This is a genomic window from Kitasatospora sp. NPDC048407 (assembly GCF_043200475.1).
Lineage (GTDB): Bacteria > Actinomycetota > Actinomycetes > Streptomycetales > Streptomycetaceae > Kitasatospora.
In genome coordinates, this window is record NZ_JBICXW010000004.1 from 20,259 (window position 1) to 41,397 (window position 21,139).

16 protein-coding genes are annotated in these 21,139 nt (G+C 70.2%); 7 read left to right on the forward strand and 9 right to left on the reverse strand.

Features of this window, described 5'->3' with window-relative positions:
- Positions 1 to 86 precede the first annotated feature (86 nt).
- The 3 genes from ACGFWJ_RS10200 (at position 87) to ACGFWJ_RS10210 (ending at position 5,366) form a co-directional block, all read left to right on the forward strand.
- Positions 87 to 1,013, forward strand: coding sequence for a DegV family protein (locus tag ACGFWJ_RS10200; RefSeq protein WP_392947296.1), 927 nt, complete (start codon positions 87 to 89; stop codon positions 1,011 to 1,013).
- Positions 1,014 to 1,125: 112 nt separating this feature from the next.
- On the forward strand, positions 1,126 to 2,313 hold the full coding sequence (locus ACGFWJ_RS10205; protein ID WP_392947299.1) for a helix-hairpin-helix domain-containing protein: 1,188 nt from the start codon (positions 1,126 to 1,128) through the stop codon (positions 2,311 to 2,313).
- 269 nt (positions 2,314 to 2,582) lie between these two features.
- Entirely contained in the window at positions 2,583 to 5,366 is a 2,784-nt protein-coding gene (locus tag ACGFWJ_RS10210) for a ComEC/Rec2 family competence protein (RefSeq protein ID WP_392947301.1), read from the forward strand.
- A 144-nt stretch (positions 5,367 to 5,510) separates the two neighbouring features.
- Here the strand turns inward: ACGFWJ_RS10210 and ACGFWJ_RS10215 are convergent, their stop codons facing one another.
- A complete protein-coding gene (locus ACGFWJ_RS10215; RefSeq protein WP_387643121.1) occupies positions 5,511 to 5,774 on the reverse strand; it encodes a hypothetical protein in 264 nt (87 codons plus the stop codon).
- Between the two features lie 127 nt (positions 5,775 to 5,901).
- On the opposite strand from ACGFWJ_RS10215, the gene holA reads away from it, so the two are divergent.
- Positions 5,902 to 6,897 carry a DNA polymerase III subunit delta gene (gene holA, locus ACGFWJ_RS10220; protein ID WP_387643122.1) on the forward strand — a complete coding sequence of 332 codons (996 nt, stop codon included), beginning with the start codon at positions 5,902 to 5,904 and terminating at the stop codon, positions 6,895 to 6,897.
- Positions 6,898 to 7,030: 133 nt separating this feature from the next.
- Here holA and ACGFWJ_RS10225 read toward each other — a convergent pair whose 3' ends face one another.
- The 3 genes from ACGFWJ_RS10225 to ACGFWJ_RS10235 form a co-directional block, all read right to left on the reverse strand.
- On the reverse strand, positions 7,031 to 7,855 hold the full coding sequence (locus ACGFWJ_RS10225) for a hypothetical protein (protein WP_392947305.1): 825 nt from the start codon (positions 7,853 to 7,855) through the stop codon (positions 7,031 to 7,033).
- A gap of 419 nt (positions 7,856 to 8,274) precedes the next feature.
- Entirely contained in the window at positions 8,275 to 8,538 is a 264-nt protein-coding gene (gene rpsT / locus ACGFWJ_RS10230) for a 30S ribosomal protein S20 (RefSeq protein ID WP_035862702.1), read from the reverse strand.
- A 165-nt stretch (positions 8,539 to 8,703) separates the two neighbouring features.
- Positions 8,704 to 9,009, reverse strand: coding sequence for an antibiotic biosynthesis monooxygenase family protein (locus tag ACGFWJ_RS10235; protein ID WP_387643124.1), 306 nt, complete (start codon positions 9,007 to 9,009; stop codon positions 8,704 to 8,706).
- A gap of 103 nt (positions 9,010 to 9,112) precedes the next feature.
- On the opposite strand from ACGFWJ_RS10235, the gene lepA reads away from it, so the two are divergent.
- The gene (gene lepA / locus ACGFWJ_RS10240; protein WP_392947310.1) at positions 9,113 to 10,981 is read left to right on the forward strand and encodes a translation elongation factor 4; all 1,869 of its coding nucleotides are present in this window, start codon (positions 9,113 to 9,115) and stop codon (positions 10,979 to 10,981) included.
- A 101-nt stretch (positions 10,982 to 11,082) separates the two neighbouring features.
- Here lepA and ACGFWJ_RS10245 read toward each other — a convergent pair whose 3' ends face one another.
- The 3 genes from ACGFWJ_RS10245 to ACGFWJ_RS10255 all read right to left on the reverse strand — a co-directional run bounded on the left by ACGFWJ_RS10245 (position 11,083) and on the right by ACGFWJ_RS10255 (position 13,832).
- Positions 11,083 to 12,153 (reverse strand): NAD(P)/FAD-dependent oxidoreductase, encoded by a 1,071-nt coding sequence (locus ACGFWJ_RS10245; RefSeq protein WP_387643126.1) that lies wholly within the window; start codon positions 12,151 to 12,153, stop codon positions 11,083 to 11,085.
- Between the two features lie 83 nt (positions 12,154 to 12,236).
- Positions 12,237 to 13,139, reverse strand: coding sequence for an RNA polymerase sigma factor SigJ (sigJ, locus tag ACGFWJ_RS10250; RefSeq protein ID WP_392947312.1), 903 nt, complete (start codon positions 13,137 to 13,139; stop codon positions 12,237 to 12,239).
- 168 nt (positions 13,140 to 13,307) lie between these two features.
- Positions 13,308 to 13,832, reverse strand: coding sequence for a MarR family winged helix-turn-helix transcriptional regulator (locus ACGFWJ_RS10255; RefSeq protein ID WP_392947315.1), 525 nt, complete (start codon positions 13,830 to 13,832; stop codon positions 13,308 to 13,310).
- A gap of 104 nt (positions 13,833 to 13,936) precedes the next feature.
- Between ACGFWJ_RS10255 and ACGFWJ_RS10260 the strand changes: the two genes are divergently transcribed.
- Positions 13,937 to 15,031, forward strand: a complete 1,095-nt coding sequence (locus tag ACGFWJ_RS10260; protein ID WP_392947317.1) for an EamA family transporter — start codon at positions 13,937 to 13,939, stop codon at positions 15,029 to 15,031.
- Positions 15,032 to 15,038: 7 nt separating this feature from the next.
- On the opposite strand, the gene ACGFWJ_RS10265 is transcribed toward ACGFWJ_RS10260, so the two are convergent.
- Together ACGFWJ_RS10265 and ACGFWJ_RS10270 are read right to left on the reverse strand one after the other, a co-directional pair.
- Entirely contained in the window at positions 15,039 to 17,045 is a 2,007-nt protein-coding gene (locus tag ACGFWJ_RS10265) for an ABC transporter ATP-binding protein (protein WP_392947974.1), read from the reverse strand.
- A gap of 146 nt (positions 17,046 to 17,191) precedes the next feature.
- The gene (locus ACGFWJ_RS10270; RefSeq protein ID WP_392947319.1) at positions 17,192 to 18,928 is read right to left on the reverse strand and encodes an ABC transporter ATP-binding protein; all 1,737 of its coding nucleotides are present in this window, start codon (positions 18,926 to 18,928) and stop codon (positions 17,192 to 17,194) included.
- 275 nt (positions 18,929 to 19,203) lie between these two features.
- On the opposite strand from ACGFWJ_RS10270, the gene ACGFWJ_RS10275 reads away from it, so the two are divergent.
- Entirely contained in the window at positions 19,204 to 21,105 is a 1,902-nt protein-coding gene (locus ACGFWJ_RS10275; protein WP_392947322.1) for an AMP-dependent synthetase/ligase, read from the forward strand.
- The last annotated feature ends 34 nt before the right edge of the window (positions 21,106 to 21,139 follow it).

Below are 21,139 nucleotides of genomic sequence, written 5' to 3' on the forward strand. Positions count from 1 at the left end.
GCTGAGGGTTACCCGCTGCTATGGAGGTCAAACCGTCACAGGACGGGCGCTGTCATCCTGGTCCGCCGGAGGGTAACCTCCGGCTCATGCTCGGCCACCTCGCACTTGTCACGGATTCCACCGCGTATCTGCCCCAAGAAGCGGTGGACCGGCACCGCATCCAGGTGGTACCGCTCAGCGTTGCGGTCGGTGACGAGGTCTTCGCGGAAGGCGTCGAGATCTCCCCGAAGGACGTCGCCGAGGCCCTGCGAGCCAAGCGCCGGGTGACCACCTCCCGGCCCAGCCCCGAAACGTTCACGGCCGCCTACCGGGCGGCCGCCGAGGCCGGTGCGCGGGGAATTGTCTCCATCCACCTGTCCGCCGAGCTTTCCGGTACGGCGGAGGCCGCTCAGTTGGCCGCCGCCACGGCGCCGATTCCGGTCAGGGTGGTCGACAGTCGGCTGGTCGGCATGGCACTGGGAAGTTGCGTGCTGGCCGCCGCAGAACTCGCCGATGCCCTCGATGCCGCTCGGGCAGGGACGGCAGTCGATCGCACCGATGCCGAGGCGGACAGGGCCGAGACCGAAGCGGATCTGGACCAAGTCGTCTCCGCTGCCGCGCGGCGGGCCGACGTCACCAACGGATTCTTCTACGTCGACACCTTGGAGCACCTGCGGCGCGGAGGCCGGATCGGAACCGCCCAGGCGCTGGTCGGTTCCGCGCTGGCCGTGAAGCCCCTGCTCCACCTGTCCGGCGGTCGGATCGAGCCGCTGGAGAAGGTCCGCACTGCCTCCCGGGCCATTGCCCGGCTCGAGGAGATTGCCGTCGAACACGCGGGTGCACAGCCAGTGGACATCACCGTCCACCATCTGGCCGCAGAGCAGCGGGCCGAGGCGCTGGCCGAGCGGCTGCGGGAGCGGGTACCGGCGGTGAACGAGCTCTACGTCAGCGAAGTAGGCGCCGTCATCGGTGCGCACGTCGGGCCTGGCCTGCTGGCCGTCGTGGTGGCGCCGCTCGTCGCATCCCCGCACTGAGCACTATGAAACTCACTCGTCCTAGCGACGAGAGTTATCCACAGGCCCGAGTTATCCACAGGGGCGGGCCAATTTCCAGACCGCACGTCAGGCCGGTCCTACTGTCCTCGCCATGAGGACCATCACCACACCCCAAGCCCGCCGCCGTCAGACCGTCGCCACTGCCCGAGCCCGCCTCGGTCTGCTCTTCCCGCCCGTCCAGCCCGCCGACCTCGGCCCGCCTGGGCCGACCGCCGAGTCGGTGCCCCAGGCTTTGGAGACCGCAGGGGCAGCCGAAGTGGACAGCGGCGAGGTGTCAGCGCGCGCGGTCCGTGCGGAGGTCAGTGCTGCTCCCGAGCCGGAGCGGGCAGTGGTACGTGCGACGTCCGCTCCCGATCCACCGTACGCACTGTCATCGCCGCAAATCCTGGCGATGTACGGAGTATCGGCGCGCTCGGCAGGTACGGCCGCTCGAAGCTTCACCGATCCGACGGTCGGGCTGCCCGCAGTTCAGCCCGGTGCGATTCCGGAGCGAGACCCGCCTGTCGCCGCATCCGACGCCGACTCGCTGCCGCCCCCTGTTCCTGACGCCCCGCTGGGGAACTGGGCCGACCTCCAGGCGGATCCGGATCCGCCGCCTCAGTCCGATGCCCCGTCAGCTCCTGAACCGGTCGGAGTGGCCCGCCGTGTTGACCAGCCGGGACTGCCGCTTCGGTTCCGGCTTCCCGGAGCCTTCGCCTTCGACCGCCGCGCTGTTATCGGCCTCTCCGTCCTCCTCGTCCTTGCCATCGGCTACGCCGCACAGCACTTCTGGTTGGGCCGGCCACACCCCGTTGCCGTCCCCGCCATTTCCATCACCGAATCCACCACCGACCGTGCGACGGAAGGAGTACCCACACACCAGCCAGCCGGACCGTCACTGGTCGTCGACATCGCCGGCAAGGTTCAGGATCCCGGCCTACGAACCCTCCCCGCAGGTTCACGGGTCGCCGATGCCCTGACCGCCGCCGGCGGCCCGATCCCCGGAACGGACACCAGCCTGCTCAACCTTGCCCGCCCACTCACTGATGGAGAACAGATCCTCGTAGGTGTTGAAAATCCGACCGGCGGAGCTCCTGCCGCTACTGCCGGACCAGTCAGCCTCAACCACTCCAGCGCCGAGCAGCTCGACTCACTGCCCGGCGTAGGGCCGGCCCTGGCCCAGCGCATCCTCCAGTACCGCCTGACACACGGCCCCTTCCAGTCCCTCGACCAACTTCGCCACGTCTCCGGCATCGGCCCCCGAAAGTACGAGGACCTCAAACCGCTCCTGACGCTCTGACACCCAACCCTTTTCCTGCCAGGAGGTGTCCCATGAACTAGCTCCCGACTTGCTGAGCGAAGCCGCGCGTCGCTACCCGCCCAGGGAAACGTGGCCGCTCATCCGACGCTCTGTCCAGGCCCAACCCGCCGTCTCCCACCACTCGACTGTCAGACATGGGACTGCTGGTCCCTCGTGCAGCCCGGTTGGTGTGGCATGGCCGTTCCGTTGCGCCACCAGCCTCTAAATCAACAAGTCGACCAACGAACATGCCGAGAGGAGGCGCCCCAATGCCGGCCCTGCCCTCCACCGTCCCCGACCGAACCGACTACCGGCTCCTCCTCCTGGCCATCACCGCATGGCTGGTCACAGCCCTCGCCCTGGACCTGGACGCGAGACACCACCCGGCGCTGCTCCTGAGCGCCTTGATGGGCGGCGTGATCGCCTCCGGCCTCTTCACTTCGAAAGGACCTCGCCGCTCGATCCACCGACTCGCAGCCGCCGTCCTGCTCACCGCCGCAACGGCGGCGACCACCACAGTCCTCCACACCGCCGACCTGCACCGGGGCCCGCTGCCTGCCCTGGCCCATCCAGCGCTGACGCCCGCCCGGGGAGAGCCGGACTCCCCGGGCGGCTTGGAGAAGCCGCCGGATGCGGACGAGCAGTCCGCGCCGCCTCGCTCCGGGGGAGGCCGAACTGCCAAGCCGGAGATCATCGTTGAGGCGACCATCACCGGTGACCCCAAGTTTCACGGGGCGCACACCAAGGGCAGCGCCCTCTCCCAACCGACCCTCACCATCTCCGCTCTCGTTACCCGCGTCCTCCCACTCGCCGGTGCCGAGCAGGCGGACGCGGTGCCCACAGTGACCAGAACGCCTGTCACGCTCCTCATCAGGACTCAGGACGCGGAGCAGTGGCAGCAACTGGTTCCGTCCACTCAATTGGAGTTCCAGGCAGAGGTGTTGCCGGAGCGGCAGGCGAGCCCGTCCACGGGCTCGGAAGCACGACCTCGGACGGATTCGGCGGCCCTGCTCGCCCCGCAAGGCCAGCCCCGGACCCTCGCACCTCCCAGCCTTCCGCAACGCCTTGCCGCCCAGCTCCGCAGGGGGCTTCGCGATGCCTGCGATCACCTGCCGCCCGACGTGCGCGGACTGCTCCCGGGACTGGTGGTGGGCGATGTGACGAGGCTTCCGGACGACCTGGCAGACGCATTCCGGTCCACCGACCTCGGGCACCTGGTGGCGGTGAGCGGGGCCAATCTGGCCATCGTCCTGGCAGTCCTGGTCGGAGGTACGCCGACCGACTCGGACGCGCCCGGACGGGGCGGGCTGGCCGGGCTGCTGGGACTTTCCTTCCGTACGACAGCACTGCTCGGAACGGGGCTGACGCTGGCGTTCGTCACCATCTGCCGTCCCGACCCGAGTGTTCTCAGAGCCGCCGCCACCGGCCTGATCGGACTACTGGCCCTCGCCACCGGAAGACCGAGACGAGCCCTGCCCACGTTGGCCGGCGCCGTGCTGATCCTGGTTCTGGTGGATCCTTATCTGGCCCGCTCATTCGGGTTCCTGCTTTCCGCGCTCGCCACGGCAGGGCTGCTGATTCTCGGCCCGCGATGGACGGCCGCGCTGCGTGCGCGTCGCTGGCCGCACCACCTTGCATCGGCGGTCGGAGCCACTGCGGCGGCGCAGGCCTTCTGTTCCCCCGTCACCGTCCTGTTGGCGCCGCGGATCAGTCTGGTCGGAATTCCGTGCAACCTGCTGGCGGAGATCGCGGTCGCACCCGCCACCCTGCTCGGGTTCGGTGCGCTCGCGGTGGCGCCCTTGTCGAAAGGGGCGGCGGAGTTCCTGGTGGACCTTGCCGCGTTGCCGGTCGGGTGGCTGGCCACCGTGGCGCGGAGGGGTGCGGAGCTTCCCGGTGCTGAACTCGCCTGGCCCGGCGGACTGTTCGGCTCGGCGCTGCTGGTGGTGGTCATCGTCGCGTTGGCCTGGGCACTGCCGCCGCTGCTGGGCGGGCGACGGCCTAGGCATCGGCGACCCAGGATGTGGCTCGTGGTCGCGATTGCCGTTGTGCTGCCGGTGGTTCTGCTGAGGCCGCCCGCCGTGACTCGGCTGGCGACTGGCTGGCCAGCCGAGGGCTGGCGGTTGGCGATGTGCGACATCGGGCAGGGCGACATGACTGTGCTGCCGGTCGAGCCCGGCAGCGCGGTGGTGGTGGATGCCGGGCCTGATCCCAAGTCGGCGGATGCCTGCCTTCGGGATCTCGGGGTGACCAGGGTGCCGGTCCTGATCCTCACTCACTTCCATGCGGATCACGTCGAGGGAATCCCCGGGGTTCTACGTGGCCGGTCGGTCGGTGCGATCGAAGTGACCACCTCGGACGAGCCGGACGGCGAGCGGAGCAGGGTGCTGCGCTGGGCAGCCGGCGGCCGGGTGCCGGTGTTGCGTGCCCAGCGAGGCGAACGCCGAACGGCCGGTGCCGAGCTCGCCTGGGAAGTGGTGTGGCCGGCCTCGCCAATGGCCCCGGACGCGACCGGCCCCAACAACTCCAGCATCGCGATCCTCGCCACCCTCGGTCCTCCCCGCGCCCCGATCCGGGTAGCCCTGCTGGGCGACCTGGAACCCCCGGCGCAGGCGGCCCTGCTCGCCCTCGGCCTGCCGCCGGCGGTCCGGCCGGCCGAGCGGGCTCCACCGTCACCTGCGGGGACGGCGTCAACAGCAGCGCGCGACACGGGGCAAGTGTCCGAGGGCCAGACGGAGTCGGTGAGCTACGGCGGCTCAGGCGACCGCTACGGCGGCCCTGGTTCTCCCGGGCTGGGCCGGGTGGACGTCCTGAAGGTGGCGCACCACGGATCGGCGCACCAGGACTGGGCGTTGATGGCAGGGCTCCGGCCGAGGCTGGCCCTGATCTCCTGCGGTACCGGCAACCCATACGGGCATCCGGCTCCGCAGACAGTGGCCGGACTCAGGGCGCTGGGGACGACGGTGGTCCGCACCGACCGGGTGGGGGACATCGCGGTGGTGGGGGATGCGCTCTCCCTGGCTGTGGCGTCCCACCAGCGCTCCGGCCACGGCTGACCCCAGGCGCGCCCGGGCCCGCCGACGGCGATGGCAGCTCGAATCGATGGGCCCGGCAGGTGCGGACAGAGCGCCCGTCCGAGCGGGTGGGGTCACCTCGCTCGGACGGGAACCAGAGGGGACCTGCGGGCCGGGGCGGGTGGGTCAGTCCTGCTCGCGCCACCCGTCCTGCTCGGCGACGAGCCGGTCGAGTTCGGTCAGCAGCTGCGGTGTCCAGCCCTCGTCCTCGGGTGCCTCGACGACCACGATCCACTGGGCGTCCTCGGCGTCGTCCTCCCCGGCGAGGGCGTCCCGGACCACCTCCACGTCGCCCAGGTCGGGCCAGCGCGCACTCAACTCCTCGGCAATCTCATCCGCCGCGTCGCGGTCGGAAAGGACGAGCAATTGACGGTCATTGTTCTTGATCACGCCAACATTCTCCCCAGCCCCGTGGGCGGAACGGCGGCGGCCCCACCCCAGATTCCGCTCCGGGGGTCTGCCCTGATGGGACGTGCCGGAGCAGGCCTGTCGGTACGGCGTGCGATCCTGGTAGGCGATGGCCAGGAAGAGTGCACCCGAGGACCTGCTTGCCCCGCTGACCGTTGCGGTCGGCCAGGAAGAGCTGCTGCTGGACCGCGCGGTCGCCGCGGTGGTGGCGGCGGCGAAGGCGGCGGATCCGGAGACGGATGTGCGCGATCTCGCGCCGGGAGCACTGCAGGCCGGGCAGTTGGCCGAACTCACCACCCCCTCGCTCTTCGCGGAGCGGAAGGTGATCGTGGTCCGGGCTGCGCAGGACCTTGCGGCCGACGCGGTCAAGGAGGTCAAGGCGTACCTGGAGACGCCGGCCGAAGAAGTGATCATGGTGCTGGTGCACGCGGGCGGGGCCAAGGGCAAGGGGCTGCTGGACGCGGCGAAGAAGGCGGGCGCGCGGGAAGTGCTGTGCGCCAAGCTCACCAAGGCGAGCGAGAAGCTGGCGTTCATCCGCAACGAGTTCCGTACCTTGGGGAGGGCCGCCAGCCCGGAGGCGTGCCAGGCGCTGCTCGACTCGCTGGGCAGCGACCTGCGCGAACTGTCGGCCGCGTGCAGCCAGTTGACGGCGGACATCGAGGGCCCGATCGACGAGACTGCGGTCGCGAAGTACTACAGCGGCCGGGCGGAGGCGACGGGCTTCGAGGTGGCCGATCTCGCCGTCACCGGTCGGGCCGCCGAAGCGCTGGAGCGGCTGCGTTGGGCGCTGGCTGTCGGCCAGCCGCCCACGGGTATCACGTACGCACTCGCCTCTGGGGTTCGCAGCATCGGCCGACTCGCCACCGCGGGCCGGAACATGCGCCCTGGCGACCTGGCCCGCGAACTGGGCATGCCGCCGTGGAAGGTGGACCGGGTCCGCCAGCAGATGCGTGGCTGGACGGGCGACGGCGTGGCCGCGGCCCTCACTGCCGTCGCGGAGGCAGACGCGGCCGTGAAGGGCGGCTCCGACGACCCGGCGTACGCCCTGGAGCGCGCAGTGGTCGCCGTGGCCCGGGCTTCCCGGGCCGGCTCTCGCCCGTACTGAGCCTGCCCCTACTCAAGCCACGCCTGTATCAGTCACGCCCGTGCTGAGCCGCGCCCGGCAACGTTTCCGAGGCGGCCCCGCCGAATCGGCTCGGGCGATCTCCCGTATCGGTCGGGCGGAGCCCCGGAGTGGGTCAGGTGGATCCGCCGAGGGTGCGCAGCAGTTCACGGGTGTCGGACAGAAGTGCGGTGCGGACCTGCTCCCGGTCGGGGGCGGTGCCTCTGCCGTCCTGGTAGGAGGCGGACCAGCTGGTGTAGCAGGTCATACCGCCCTGGCGGACGTACAGGACCTGGGTGAGGTAGTGCGAGCCCGGGGTGCCGCGGTCGGGGTCGTCGAGGTAGCCGATGTAGGCCGCGTCGCCGAGGCCGGGTACCGGACTGACCTGGTAGTGGCGTTGGGCCAGTCCCTCGCGCTGTGCGTCGAACTCCGGGCGCGGGTCCACCTCGTGGTGGAGCTGCACCTGCAGGTAGAGGGTGTAGTAGTCCTGGTCGCCGCCGACCTTCTTGCGGTACTGGCTGCAGTACATCTCGTCCAACGCCCGGTGGCGCGTCGTGTAGTGGTAGGGGGTGCCCGTCGGGACTGGGTACAGCTGGCTGAAGGTGGTGAGGCGGGCGGTGGTGCACAGGTCGTCGACCGTCCGGTAGCCGGCCACGCTTCGGGCGCTCGGTGTCGAGTCGCCGTTGATCAGTGCGGGGACTGTCAGGATGGTCGCCGCCCACACTGCCGAGGCCATCAGGGCGCCGCCGATGCCCCACCACAGTCCGTGCCGGGGACGGCCCGGGCCCGGGCCGTCTGTGCCGGTTCCGTTCGGGTTGTCGCTGGCGTTGGAGGGCCCGTCGGGGCCGATGGTGGTGACCGTGCCCGTTCTGACGCCTGTGGCCGGTGAGGTGCGGGGGTTGCGCGAGAAGCTGCTGGTGGAGCGGTGGCCCTGGAGCTGATGCGGCGGCGGAGTCGACATCGTTCCCCCGAGTAGTTGGTCACGCACGGGCAGTGTCAGGCACCCACGCACCCTACCTCGCTGCATCGTTCGCGCCGATCCCCTTTCTCTGCGCGGTGGTTGGACACCATGGCTGCCGGGCGGGCGGCAGTCGACCGGGCCCGGAAACGCGAACTGCCCGCCCGGTGGGGACCGGGCGGGCAGTTGGGGGAAGTGCCCTGAGCGGGTACTTTCCGTGGTTCATCTGGGTACCGCACCCGCGTGGCGAACGCAGGCCGCGTGCGGTACGGGTGGTGCAGCTCGTCGGAAATCCGGGTAGAGGGCCGGATTCCCGGGAGCGGACGGTCGGCGGTGGCGGGTAGAGGGCCGCGGATTCACGCCGTCCTAGGTGGTGCCGGAGCACCGGGTCGTACGGCCGGGCCGTACGGGAAGGACCAGGATCAGGCAGCGACGTTGACGCGCTTGGTGATCGCCGACTTCTTGTTGGCGGCCTGGTTCTTGTGGATGATGCCCTTGCTGACGGCCTTGTCGAGGGCCTTGGAGGCGGCGCGAGCCAGCTCGACGGCCTTCTCGTTCTCACCGGCGGCAGCGGCCTCGCGGGCCTTGCGCAGAGCGGTCTTCAGCGAGGACTTGACGGCCTTGTTGCGCAGGCGCGCCTTCTCGTTGGTCTTGTTGCGCTTGATCTGGGACTTGATGTTCGCCACGAAAGAGCCTCAGTCTGTGTGAATCGGCAGTTCAACGGGTTGCACCGCCCGCCGCCGGTACCAGCCGAGAGGGCATGCCGAGGGCGGAGTGCAGCGGCCCACGCTACCAGGGCCGTCCCGTGCCGCCCAAACCGGACCGGCGGCGCGAACGCGACCGGTGTCCCGTCAGTCGCTGATCAGCGGCTCGCCATAGTGCTCGACCGTCGGGAACGGGTCGTAGTAGTGGTGCAGCAGCTCGCGCCAGCGTTCGTACTCGGGGGAGCGGCGGAAGCCCTCGGTGTGGTCCTCCAGGGTCTCCCATTCGACCTGCAGCAGAAAGCGCGAGGTGCGGCCGCCGTCCAGGCAGCGGCGCAGTTCGAGGGAGCGGAAACCCCGCTGGGCGGCGATCAGCGGCCGGGCCTGGACGAAGGCGGCGAGGAAGTCGTTCTCCTGGCCGGGGCGGACGTCGAGCAGGGCGCTTTCCAAGATCATGCGGAGATCGTGCCGCATGCCCGCCCGGGTGGAAAGACCGGTCGGGCCTCGGGCATGGGAGGATGGGCGGAACCATATTGATCGGATCAGAAATCGGACCAAGGTGCCCGCGACCCCCAGCAACGTGCCAGAGCCCAGCCGTACTGACCCGGCGGTGATTCGCAACTTCTGCATCATCGCCCACATCGACCACGGCAAGTCGACGCTCGCCGACCGGATGCTGCAGATCACCGGCGTGGTGGACCCCCGGCAGATGCGCGCCCAGTACCTCGACCGGATGGACATCGAGCGCGAGCGCGGCATCACCATCAAGTCGCAGGCCGTCCGCCTTCCGTGGGCGCCGCGGACCGGTGAGAACGCGGGCAAGACGCACATCCTCAACATGATCGACACCCCCGGCCACGTGGACTTCACGTACGAGGTGTCCCGCTCCCTCGCGGCCTGCGAGGGAACCATCCTTGTGGTCGACGCGGCCCAGGGCATCGAGGCGCAGACCCTCGCCAACCTGTACCTGGCGCTGGAGAACGACCTCACCATCATTCCGGTGCTCAACAAGATCGACCTGCCGGCCGCCCAGCCCGAGAAGTACGCGGCCGAGATCGCGCACATCATCGGCTGTGACCCGGCCGACGTGCTGAAGGTCTCCGCGAAGACCGGCCTCGGCGTCGAGGACCTGCTCGACCACGTGGTCGAGAAGATCCCCGCCCCGGTCGGAATCAAGGACGCCCCGGCCCGCGCGATGATCTTCGACTCGGTGTACGACGCCTACCGCGGCGTGGTCACCTACGTGCGAGTGGTCGACGGCCAGCTCACCAAGCGTGAGCGGATCGCCATGATGTCCACCGGCGCGACCCACGAGCTGCTGGAGATCGGCGTCATCTCGCCGGAGCCGAAGGTCGCAGACGGCCTCGGTGTCGGCGAGGTGGGCTACATCATCACCGGTGTGAAGGACGTCCGGCAGTCCAAGGTCGGTGACACCATCACCTCGCAGCACAAGGGTGCCACCGAGCCGCTCGGCGGCTACAAGGACCCGCGCCCGATGGTGTTCTCCGGCCTCTACCCGCTGGACGGCTCGGACTACCCGTTGCTCCGCGACGCCCTCGACAAGCTGCGCCTGAACGACGCCGCACTGGCCTACGAGCCGGAGACCTCGGTCGCCCTCGGCTTCGGCTACCGCTGTGGCTTCCTCGGCCTGCTGCACCTGGAGATCATCCGGGAGCGCCTGGAGCGCGAGTTCAACCTCGACCTGATCTCCACCGCCCCGAACGTGATCTACCGGGTGATCATGGAGGACGGCACCGAGCACACCGTCACCAACCCGAGCGAGTTCCCGACCGGCAAGATCGCCGAGGTGTACGAGCCGGTCGTGCGCGGCACCATCCTGGCGCCCAACGAGTTCGTCGGCGCGATCATGGAGCTCTGCCAGTCCCGCCGCGGCAACCTGCAGGGCATGGACTACCTCTCCGAGGACCGGGTGGAGCTGCGCTACACCCTGCCGCTGGCCGAGATCGTCTTCGACTTCTTCGACCAGCTGAAGTCCAAGACCCGCGGCTACGCCTCGCTGGACTACGAGCCCATCGGCGAGCAGTCCGCCAACCTGGTCAAGGTCGACATCCTGCTGCACGGCGACGCGGTGGACGCGTTCTCCGCGATCGTGCACAAGGACAAGGCCTACAACTACGGCGTGATGATGGCCGGCAAGCTGCAGAAGCTGATCCCGCGCCAGCAGTTCGAGGTGCCGATCCAGGCCGCGATCGGCTCCCGGGTGATCGCCCGTGAGACGGTCCGCGCGATCCGCAAGGACGTTCTCGCCAAGTGCTACGGCGGTGACATCTCGCGTAAGCGCAAGCTGCTGGAGAAGCAGAAGGAAGGCAAGAAGCGGATGAAGATGGTCGGTCGCGTGGAGGTCCCGCAGGAGGCCTTCATCGCCGCGCTGTCGACGGACGCGGAGCCGCCGAAGGAAAAGAAGTAGTTCCCACGGTCGGCCCAGCGGGCCGGGGTCCCCACCCGGGGCCCCGGCCCGTTGCCGTTTCCTGATGGCGAATCGACTCCGCTCCCGGGGCCGGCTGCCGGTCAGCGCAGCGTCAGCGGCAGCACGTTGACGATCACCGACTTGACCAGCCGACCAGCCGCCCCGGTCACCACCCGCGGCTTCATCGAGTCGTCGCCGTGGATCATCTGCACCAGCGCCTCGCCGCGGCCCAGGCTCAGGCACTGGGTGAGGTAGCGGAACGAGAACGGCTTGTCGGTGCGCCCGGTGAGCAGTTTGCCCAGGTAGCGGCCCTGCGGCTGGGCGGTGGCGCAGGCCATCCGCAGCTGTCCGATGCCGGGCACCTTGGTGGCGGCGGCGTCCCCGGCCACGTACACGTCGGGGTGCGACACCGAGCGCAGGTGGTCGTCCACCACGGCCTGGCCGCGTTCGGTGACGGCCAGGCCGGAGTCGGCGGCGAGCGGGTGCGGTTCCAGCGAGCCGGCCCACACCACCACGTCGGCGGGGATCGGGCCGGCCGGCGTCTCCAACCCGGCGGCGGTGACGGCCGTGACCTGGTGTGCCTCGTCCACCTGGACCCGGAGTCGGTGGAGCACCGCCAGGACGTGTGCCCGCCCGCGCGCCGACAGCCAGCCGCCGACCGGGCCGGACGCCACCAGCCGGACCTGCCAGGACGGGTGGGCCTCGGCGAGTTCGGTGGCCAGCTCGATGCCGGTCGCGCCGCCGCCGACCACCGCGATCGTCCCAGGTGCCGGCGCGTCGGTGATCCGGCGGTGCAGTTCCTCGGCCTGCTCGGCCGAGTAGGCGTGCTCGGCGGCGCCGGGCACGTCGCTCCAGGCGACCCGGCTGCCGAGCGCGTACACCAGGGTGTCGTACGCGATCCGCTTGCCGTCCTCGGTGACCACCTTCCGCCCGGCCAGGTCGAGCTCGACGACCCGGGTGGCGAGGTGGTCGACCTTGCGGCCGCGCAGCACGTGGGCGATGTCGGGCCGGGAGGGCCGGCGGCCGACGGCGATCTCGTGCTGGCGGACCCGGTGGGCGAAGCGCCGCTCCGGGGCGATCAGGGTGACCCGGTCCGGCCCACGGCCGATCCCGGCGGCCGCGGACAGTCCCGCGTAGCCCGCGCCGATCACCACGATGTGCTTGCCAGTCATCTCGTCCTCCTTCACGGACCCCGCCGGGTGGCGGATACGGAAGGGGGACGGGGCACACTGCGGGAGTGTGACCGTGACCTGTGTCACGCCCCCGAGAGGTGGGTGAGCTTCTCGGGGTTCACCATCGCGTACGCGGAGGTGACCCGGCCGTCCGCGACGGTGAACGCGAGCACGCCGCCGATCACGCCCGGGCTCGAGTACCAGACCGCACCCAGCTCGCCGTTGACCAGCATCGGCACCAGCGGGCGCTCCACATCCACCGAACGCTCGGCGATCTTGCGCACCAGCCGGCCCACATGGAGCGCGCCGAGAAGCGGACGGCGGCCCGCGCTGACGATGCCACCACCGTCGGCGTGCCAGACCACCTCGGGGTCGAGCACCTCCATCAGCGTCATCAGATCGCCGCCGGTTGCCGCGGCGATGAACGCCGTCACCACCTGGCGGTGTTCGGCCGGGTCGACAGTGCTGCGGCGGCCGCCGTCCCGAACCCGGCGGCGGGCCCGCGAGGCGAGCTGCCGGGTGGCCTCGGGGGAGCGGTCCAACGCCGAGGCGATCTCCTCGAAACCCACCGCGAACACGTCGTGCAGCACGAACGCCGCCCGCTCGGCCGGAGTCAGCTGCTCCATCACCGCCAGCATCGCCACCGACACCGCCTCACCGACCTCGGCCAGTTCGGCGGGGGACTCCGCGGTGCTCAGCAACGGCTCCGGCAGCCACTCGCCGAAGTACGCCTCCCGGCGCGCCCGGGCCGAACCCAGCTGGTCGTAGCAGAGCCTGGTCACCACCGTGGTCAGGTAGGCGCGCGGCTCGGCGATGCCCGACCGGTCGGCCGACTGCCAGCGCAGCCAGGCCTCCTGCAGCACGTCCTCGGCATCGGCGACCGAGCCGAGCAGGCGGTAGGCCACCGCGCCCAGGTAGCGGCGCTCGGCCTGGAAGGCGTCGACGGGGCCGGAAGGCGCGGTGTCGATGGCGGTCGGATCGGGCACCTGCCAACGGTAGCGCGCCGAACGGCCGGGGCGGCAGGCCGGTATTGATCCGGCGTCAGGCGGGGCGGTCGTGCGAACTTTGGGTGGGACGGCTGCGTGAGCGTTCAGCGGAACGGCCGCTCGGTGTGACGGCCGCAGTGGGTGGCGGAAGCGGGTCGTTGCGGGGTACTAGCGGGACTCCACGCTGTGCAGCAGATCCCGGAGCAGCGTGTTCAGCTCGGACAGTCGCTGTTCGCCGAGCCGGTCGATGATCCGCTGCTGGACGGCCGTACCCGCGGCCACGGCCTGGTCGACCGTCTCCCGGCCGAAGTCGGTAAGGGTGATCCGCAGGCCGCGACGGTCGTTCGGGTCGGGGGAGCGGGTGACCAGGCCGGCCCGCTCCAGCTTGTCCAGCCGGCCGGTCATGCCGCCGGTGGTGAGCATCAGAGTCGCGGTCAGCTCGCGCGGCGACAGTGAGAACGGCTCCCCGGCGCGGCGCAGGGTGGCCAGGACGTCGAACTCGCCCAGGCCGATGCCGAACTGCGCGTAGACCTGCTCCATCAGGTCGCTGACCGCGCGGGAGACCCGGTGCACCCGGCCGAACGCGGCCATCGCCTCCGTGCGGTGGGCGAGGTCCGGGCGCTCGTGCCGCCACTGGTCGGCGATCGCGTCCACGGGGTCGTGTGCAGTGCTGCGTCGGTCAACTCGGTCCATTTCGCCAGTGTGGCACAGGGCTGCTCGGGAGTGAGCGGGTGAGCGGCGAGTTTGCTTTCGCTAATTGACTCGACAGCAAGTAACTTGCTGCTAAGCTATCTCTCATGCGAACCGTAGCTCTCACCGCGCTCGCCCCGCTCGCGTGGGGCTCCACCTATGCCGTGACGACCGAACTGCTTCCCGCAGACCGGCCGTTGCTCACTGCGACTCTCCGCGCCCTGCCCGCCGGACTGGTGCTGCTGGCCGTCACCCGACGACTGCCCAGCGGTTCCTGGTGGTGGCGCTCGGCGGTGCTGGGCACGCTCAACATCGGCGTCTTCTTCGCCCTGCTCTTCGTCGCCGCCTACCGCCTGCCCGGCGGCGTGGCCGCCGTCCTCGGCGCGATACAGCCGCTGCTGGCCGCCGGGCTGGCCGTACCCCTGCTGGGGGAGCGGTTCGGGCGGCGGGCCCTGCTGGCCGGCACCGTCGGAGTGTTCGGCGTAGCCCTGGTGGTGCTGCGCGCCACCGCCCGGCTGGACGCCATAGGCGTGCTGGCCGGTCTCGCCGGGGCCGGGGCGATGGCCGCCGGCACGGTGCTCACCAAGCGCTGGGGGCGCCCCGAGGGCGTCGGCCCACTCGCGCTGACGGGCTGGCAGCTCACCGCCGGCGGTCTGCTGCTGCTCCCGGTGGCCGCTCTGGTCGAGGGTGCCCCGCCCGCGCTCAGCGGCACCAACCTGCTCGGGTACGGCTACCTCGCGGTGGCCAACACCGCGCTGGCGTACTGGGTCTGGTTCCGCGGCATCGGTCGTCTGCCCGCCACCTCGGTCGCCTTCCTGGGCCTGCTCAGCCCGGTGTCGGCGGCAGTGATCGGCTGGGCCGCTCTCGGCCAGTCCCTCAACGCGGTGCAGCTGCTGGGCATGGCGCTCGCCCTGAGCTCCACCCTGCTCGGTCAGCGCCCGGCCGGACGGCCCGCCACCACCGTGATCGCCGCCTCCACCACCGACCCGGCCACCCTGACCGCCACTGACCCGACCATCACCGACCCCATCACCGACCCGACCACCACCCACCGGGCCACCGCAATCACCGCGACCATCCTGGCGCCAGTCACCACCGCCCCGGCTCTCGCCCTCGCCGCGATACGCGAGGGGGAGGCCCGCGGTGCGGACCTCCCCCAGGGCGGCGGACCGGTCGGGCCGGGCGGCCGGGCAGCACGCTGACGTCGTGTCAGTCGACCTCGGCCACCGCCTGGGCGAACTGCGCCTGGTACAGCCGGGCGTAGGCGCCGTCGGCAGCGATCAGCTGGTCGTGGTTGCCCTGCTCGACGATCGAACCGTTCTCCATCACCAGGATCACGTCGGCGTCCCGGATGGTGGAGAGGCGGTGGGCGATCACGAAGCTGGTGCGGCCGGTGCGCAGCTCCGCCATCGCACGCTGGATCAGCACCTCGGTACGGGTGTCGACGGAGCTGGTCGCCTCGTCCAGTACCAGGATCGAGGGCTGGGCGAGGAAGGCCCGGGCGATGGTGATCAGCTGCTTCTCGCCCGCGCTGACTCCGGTGCCCTCGTCGTCCAGGACGGTGTCGTAGCCGTCGGGGAGGGTGCGCACGAAGCGGTCCACGTGCGCGGCCTTCGCCGCCGCGATCACCTGCTCGCGGGTGGCGGACTCGGCACCGTAGGCGATGTTCTCGGCGATGGTGCCGCCGAACAGCCAGGTGTCCTGGAGCACCATGCCGATGCCGGAGCGCAGCTCCTCGCGGGACATCGCGGCGATGTCCACGCCGTCGAGGGTGATCCGGCCGCTGCTGACCTCGTAGAAACGCATCAGGAGGTTGACCATGGTGGTCTTGCCGGCACCGGTTGGGCCGACGATAGCCACGGTGTGGCCGGGTTCGACCTTCAGGGAGAGGCCCTCGATGAGCGGCTTCTCCGGGTCGTAGCGGAAGGAGACGTCCTCGAAGGCGACGCGGCCGTGCACCTCGGCGGGGCGCTCCGGGCGCTGCGGCTCGGGGGACTGCTCGTTGGCGTCGAGCAGTTCGAAGACCCGCTCGGCGGAGGCCACACCCGACTGCACCAGGTTGGCCATCGAGGCGACCTGGCTGAGCGGCTGGCTGAACTGACGGGAGTACTGGATGAACGCCTGGACGTCACCGATGGACAGCGCACCGCTGGCCACCCGCAGACCGCCGACCACCGCGACCAGCACGTAGTTGATGTTGCCGACCAGCATCATCGCGGGCTGGATGATGCCCGAGATGAACTGCGCACGGAAGGAGGCTTCGTAGAGTGCCTGGTTCTCCTGCTGGAAGAGGTCCTTGGCCTCCTGCTGGCGGCCGAAGACCTTCACCACGCTGTGCCCGGTGAACATCTCCTCGATGTGGGCGTTCAGCTTGCCGGTGGAGCCCCACTGCTTGATGAACTGAGGCTGGGCCCGCTTGCCGACCTTGGCGGCGACCACCACCGAAACGGGAACGGAGATCAGTGCGATCAGAGCCAGCAGAGGGGAGATCCAGAACATCATCATCAGCACGCCGACGATGGTCAGCAGGGAGTTGACGACCTGTCCCATGGTCTGCTGCATCGACTGCTGGATGTTGTCGATGTCGTTGGTGACCCGGCTCAGCACCTCGCCGCGCGGCTGGCGGTCGAAGTAGCTGAGCGGCAGCCGGGCCAGCTTCGCCTCGGCCTCCTCGCGCAGCCGGAACACCGTGCGGTTGATCGCCAGCGCGCTCAGCCGGCCCTGGACCACACCGAACACCACGGCGGCCAGGTAGATACCCAGCACCCAGAGCAGGATGGTGCCGATGGCGCCGAAGTCCATGCCCTGGCCGGGGGTGAAGTCGATCGAGGCGAGCAGGTCGGCGATGTTGCCCTCGCCCCTGGCGCGCAGGCCTTCGAGCACGGCCTGCTTGCTCGGGGCGCCGGTGAAGCGTGGTCCGGTGGCTCCGGCGACGATCAGGTCGGTCGCCTTGCCGAGCACCCAGGGGCCGGCCACCGCACAGGCGACGGAGAGCGCGCCGAATCCGAGCACGCTGAGGATCAGGTTGCGCTCGGGCTTGAGCATGCCGAGCAGGCGCTTGGCGGAGCCGCCGAGGTCCTTGGCCTTCTCGGTGCCCTGGGCGCCCGCGAAGCGCGCGGGTCCGGGCCCGCCGCGGCGGGCGGCCGCCTCCTGCGAGGTGGAGACCGGCTCCTGCTCCGCCTCGTTCGCTCCGGCTCCGGCACTGGCCTTGGCCAGGTCGGGCTTGGCGGGCTTCGATCCGGTCGTTCCGGCACCGGCCTTGGTCAGGTCGGGCGTGTTCGCCACAGGCTCGGTCACGTCGGGCTCGGTCACGTCGGGCACGGCCACGTCGGGCTCGGTCACGTCGGGGCTGTCGGGGGTGGTCACGCCGCGGCCTCCTGCTCGGTGAGCTGGGAGAGCACGATCTCCCGGTACGTCGGGCTGTCGGCCATCAGCTCCTGGTGGGTGCCGGTGCCGACGACGGCGCCCTCGTCGAGGACGATGATCCGGTCGGCGTCGCGGATGGTGGAGACGCGCTGGGCGACGATCACCACCGTGGCGTCCGCGGTCTCCCCGCTGAGTGCGGCGCGCAGCCGGGCGTCGGTGGCGTAGTCGAGGGCCGAGAAGGAGTCGTCGAACAGGTAGATCTCGGGCTTGCGGACCAGGGCCCGGGCGATCGCCAGGCGCTGACGCTGGCCGCCGGAGAGGTTGGTGCCGCCCTGCGCGACCGGGGCGTCCAGGGCCTCGGGGAGCTTCTCCACGAAGTCCTTGGCCTGGGCGATTTCCAGGGCGTGCCAGAGTTCCTCGTCGGTGGCCTCGGGCTTGCCGTAGCGCAGGTTCGAGGCGACGGTGCCGGAGAACAGGTACGGCTTCTGCGGGACGAAGCCGATGACCTCGGACAGCTTCTGCGGGTCGATGTCGCGGACGTCCACGCCGTTGATCAGCACCTCGCCACCGGTGGCGTCGAAGAGCCGAGGGACGAGTCCGAGCAGGGTGGTCTTGCCGGCGCCGGTGGAGCCGATCACGGCGGTGGTCTCGCCGGGCCGGGCGGTCAGGTCGATGCCGCGCAGCACGGGCACCTCGGCGCCGGGGTAGCGGAAGTCGACGCCGCGCAGCTCCAGCGTGCCGTGGGCGCGCAGTTCGGTGACGGGGGCGAGCGGCGGGACGACGCTGGAGGGAGTGCTCAGCACTTCCTGGATGCGCTCGGCGCAGACCTCGGCGCGCGGCACCATCATGAACATGAAGGTGGCCATCATGACGCTCATCAGAATCTGCATCAGGTAGGAGAGGAAAGCGGTGAGCGCGCCGATCTGCATGCTGTTGCTGTCGATGCGCTGCGCGCCGAACCAGAACACGGCGACGCTGGAGATGTTCACCACGCCCATGACGATCGGGAACATCAGCGACATCAGCCGGCCGACCCGCAGCGAGTAGTCGGCGAGTTCGCCGTTGGCGCCGGTGAAGCGCTGCTTCTCGTGGTTGTCCTTGACGAAGGCGCGGATGACCCGGATGCCGGTGATCTGCTCGCGCATGATCCGGTTGACCGTGTCGATGCGCTCCTGCATGCCGCGGAACTGCGGCCGCATCTTGCTGACCAGCACGGTGACGACGATGCCCAGCGCCGGCACCACGGCCAGCAGCAGGCCGGACAGCGGCACGTCCTGGTTGAGCGCCATGATGATGCCGCCGACGCACATGATCGGCGCGGCGACCATCAGCGTGAAGGACATCATCGCCAGCATCTGGACCTGCTGGACGTCGTTGGTGGTGCGGGTGATCAGCGAGGGCGCGCCGAACTGGTTGAGCTCGCGGGCGGAGAACTCCTGCACCTGGGAGAACACCCCGGCGCGCAGGTCGCGGCCGACGGCCATCGCGGTGCGGGCGCCGTAGTAGACCGCGCCGATCGAGCAGACGGCCTGGGCGAGCGAGACGCCGACCATCACGCCGCCGACCCGCAGGATGTACCCGGTGTCGCCCTTGAGGACGCCGCTGTCGATGATGTCGGCGTTCAGCGTCGGCAGGTACAGCATGCCGATGGTGGAGATCAGCTGGAGCAGTACCAGCACTGTGATGTCGCGGGAGTAGGGGCCGAGGTGGGCCCGTAGGAGTCTGAAAAGCACCGTGACACTCTCGTCGTCGAGTGGGACGCGCGCATCCCAAATTCGGGTACTTGTGAAAAAGCTTCACCCGTTGACCGGGCCTGCACTCTGAGCCTGCGCTGTGCCTGCACTTCCGCCCCGTGAGTGTGCCAGCTCACGTCACCCCCTTACGGAACGGCTTTTCACCCCCTAGGCTGCTGAATGCCCTCTTGTTACTCACCGGTTAAGTCGGTTGCCGGCCGCCCCCACGGCCGTCGCTTACCCACTCTCGGTCCACCCGTCCCCGGAGGTCCTCGTTGAGTTCCGCGCAGTCCATGATCGAGCGGCGCCCGCCCTCCGTGGCGCACCTTCTGCTCAGCAGGGTAAAGGCCACTCCGAACGGTGAGGCCTACCGATACCCGGTCCCGGTGGACGAGCAGGCCGCGGACAGCGCGCCGGGTGCGGAGCAGTGGCGGTCGCTGACCTGGGCGCAGGCGAACGAGCGGATCCGCGCGGTCGCGGCCGGCCTGATGGCGCTGGGCATCCGGGCCGAGGACCGGGTGGCGATCGCCTCCGCCACCCGGATCGAGTGGATCCTCGCCGACCTGGGCAACATGTGCGCCGGCGCGGCCACCACCACGGTCTACCCGAGCACCAACTCCGACGAGACTGCGTTCATCCTGGCCAACTCCGGCAGCCGCGCGCTGTTCGCCGAGAACGCCGGCCAGCTGCGCAAGGCCGTCGAGCAGAAGCCCGAGCTGCCCGCGCTGGAGTACGTGATCCTGTTCGACCAGGCGGGTGAGGACGCGCCGCAGGCCGAGGGCCTTACGGTGCTGACGCTGGCCGAGCTGGAGCAGCGCGGCGCCGCGTACCTGAAGGAGAACCCGGACGCCGTCGACAAGGCGATCGATTCACTGGACAAGGAACAGCTCGCCACCCTGATCTACACCTCCGGCACCACCGGCCGCCCCAAGGGCGTGCGCCTGGTGCACGATTGCTGGTCGTACGAGGGCGTGGCGCAGGAGGAGAGCGGGCTGCTGCGCTCGGACGACGTGCAGTTCATGTGGCTGCCGCTGTCGCACGTGTTCGGCAAGACGCTGATCTCCGGCCAGATCGCCACCGGCCACGTGATGGCGGTGGACGGCCGGGTGGACCGGATCATCCACAACCTGCCGGTGATCCGTCCGACCCTGATGGCGTCCGCGCCGCGGATCTTCGAGAAGGTCTACAACGGCATCGCCGGCAAGGCCCGGGCCGAGGGCGGCGCCAAGTACAAGATCTTCCTGTGGGCGGCGAAGGTGGCCCGCGACTACGCGCAGACCATCCAGGCCAACAAGATCGCGCACGGCCACGAGAGCGCCCCGCTGGGCCTGCGGCTGCAGCACGCGCTGGCCGACAAGCTGGTGTACACCAAGATCAAGGCGGCGTTCGGCGGCCGGCTGCGCGGCGCGGTGTCCGGCAGCGCGGCGCTCGCCCCGGAGATCGGCTACTTCTTCAAGGGCGCGGGCGTCCCGGTGCTGGAGGGCTACGGCCTGACCGAGACCTCGGCCGGTTCCACCGTGAACCGGGCGGAGGACTTCCGGGTCGGCACGGTCGGCCTCCCGCTGCCCGGCACCGAGGTGCGGATCGCCGAGGACGGCGAGATCCTGCTGCGCGGCCCGGGCGTCATGCGCGGCTACCACGAGATGCCCGAGCAGACCGCCGAGGTGCTGGAGTCGGACGGCTGGTTCCACACCGGCGACATCGGCGAGCTCGGCGCGGGCGGCTACCTGCGGATCACCGACCGCAAGAAGGACATGTTCAAGACCTCCGGCGGCAAGTACGTCGCGCCGAGCGAGGTCGAGGGCAAGTTCAAGGCGATCTGCCCGTTCGTCAGCAACATCCTGGTGATCGGCAACGGCCGCAACTACTGCACCGCGCTGATCGGCCTGGACGAGACGGTGATCATGCCGTGGGCGGCCGAGCACGGCATGGCGGGGAAGTCGTACGCCGAGGTGGTGGAGGCCCCGGCCACCGTGGAGCTGATCGACGGCTTCGTGAAGCGCCTCAACGGCGAGTTGCAGCGCTGGCAGACGATCAAGAAGTTCGCCCTGCTCCCGCGCGACCTGGACATCGAGCACGGCGAGCTCACCCCCAGCCTGAAGATCAAGCGCCCGGTGGTGGAGAAGACCTACGCCGACCGGGTGACCGCGATGTACGCGGGTGCCAACGAGGCCTGAGCACCCACGGTTCCGGTACGGCCTTCGGACTTTC

Excerpts from the sequence above, each read along its gene's own strand:
- ACGFWJ_RS10200 (WP_392947296.1), top strand. The coding sequence starts at position 87 with ATGCTCGGCCACCTCGCACTTGTCACGGATTCCACCGCGTATCTGCCC.
- ACGFWJ_RS10205 (WP_392947299.1), top strand. The coding sequence starts at position 1,126 with ATGAGGACCATCACCACACCCCAAGCCCGCCGCCGTCAGACCGTCGCC.
- ACGFWJ_RS10210 (WP_392947301.1), top strand. The coding sequence starts at position 2,583 with ATGCCGGCCCTGCCCTCCACCGTCCCCGACCGAACCGACTACCGGCTC.
- holA (WP_387643122.1), top strand. The coding sequence starts at position 5,902 with ATGGCCAGGAAGAGTGCACCCGAGGACCTGCTTGCCCCGCTGACCGTT.
- ACGFWJ_RS10225 (WP_392947305.1), bottom strand. The coding sequence starts at position 7,855 with ATGTCGACTCCGCCGCCGCATCAGCTCCAGGGCCACCGCTCCACCAGC.
- ACGFWJ_RS10235 (WP_387643124.1), bottom strand. The coding sequence starts at position 9,009 with ATGATCTTGGAAAGCGCCCTGCTCGACGTCCGCCCCGGCCAGGAGAAC.
- ACGFWJ_RS10245 (WP_387643126.1), bottom strand. The coding sequence starts at position 12,153 with ATGACTGGCAAGCACATCGTGGTGATCGGCGCGGGCTACGCGGGACTG.
- ACGFWJ_RS10255 (WP_392947315.1), bottom strand. The coding sequence starts at position 13,832 with ATGGACCGAGTTGACCGACGCAGCACTGCACACGACCCCGTGGACGCG.
- ACGFWJ_RS10260 (WP_392947317.1), top strand. The coding sequence starts at position 13,937 with ATGCGAACCGTAGCTCTCACCGCGCTCGCCCCGCTCGCGTGGGGCTCC.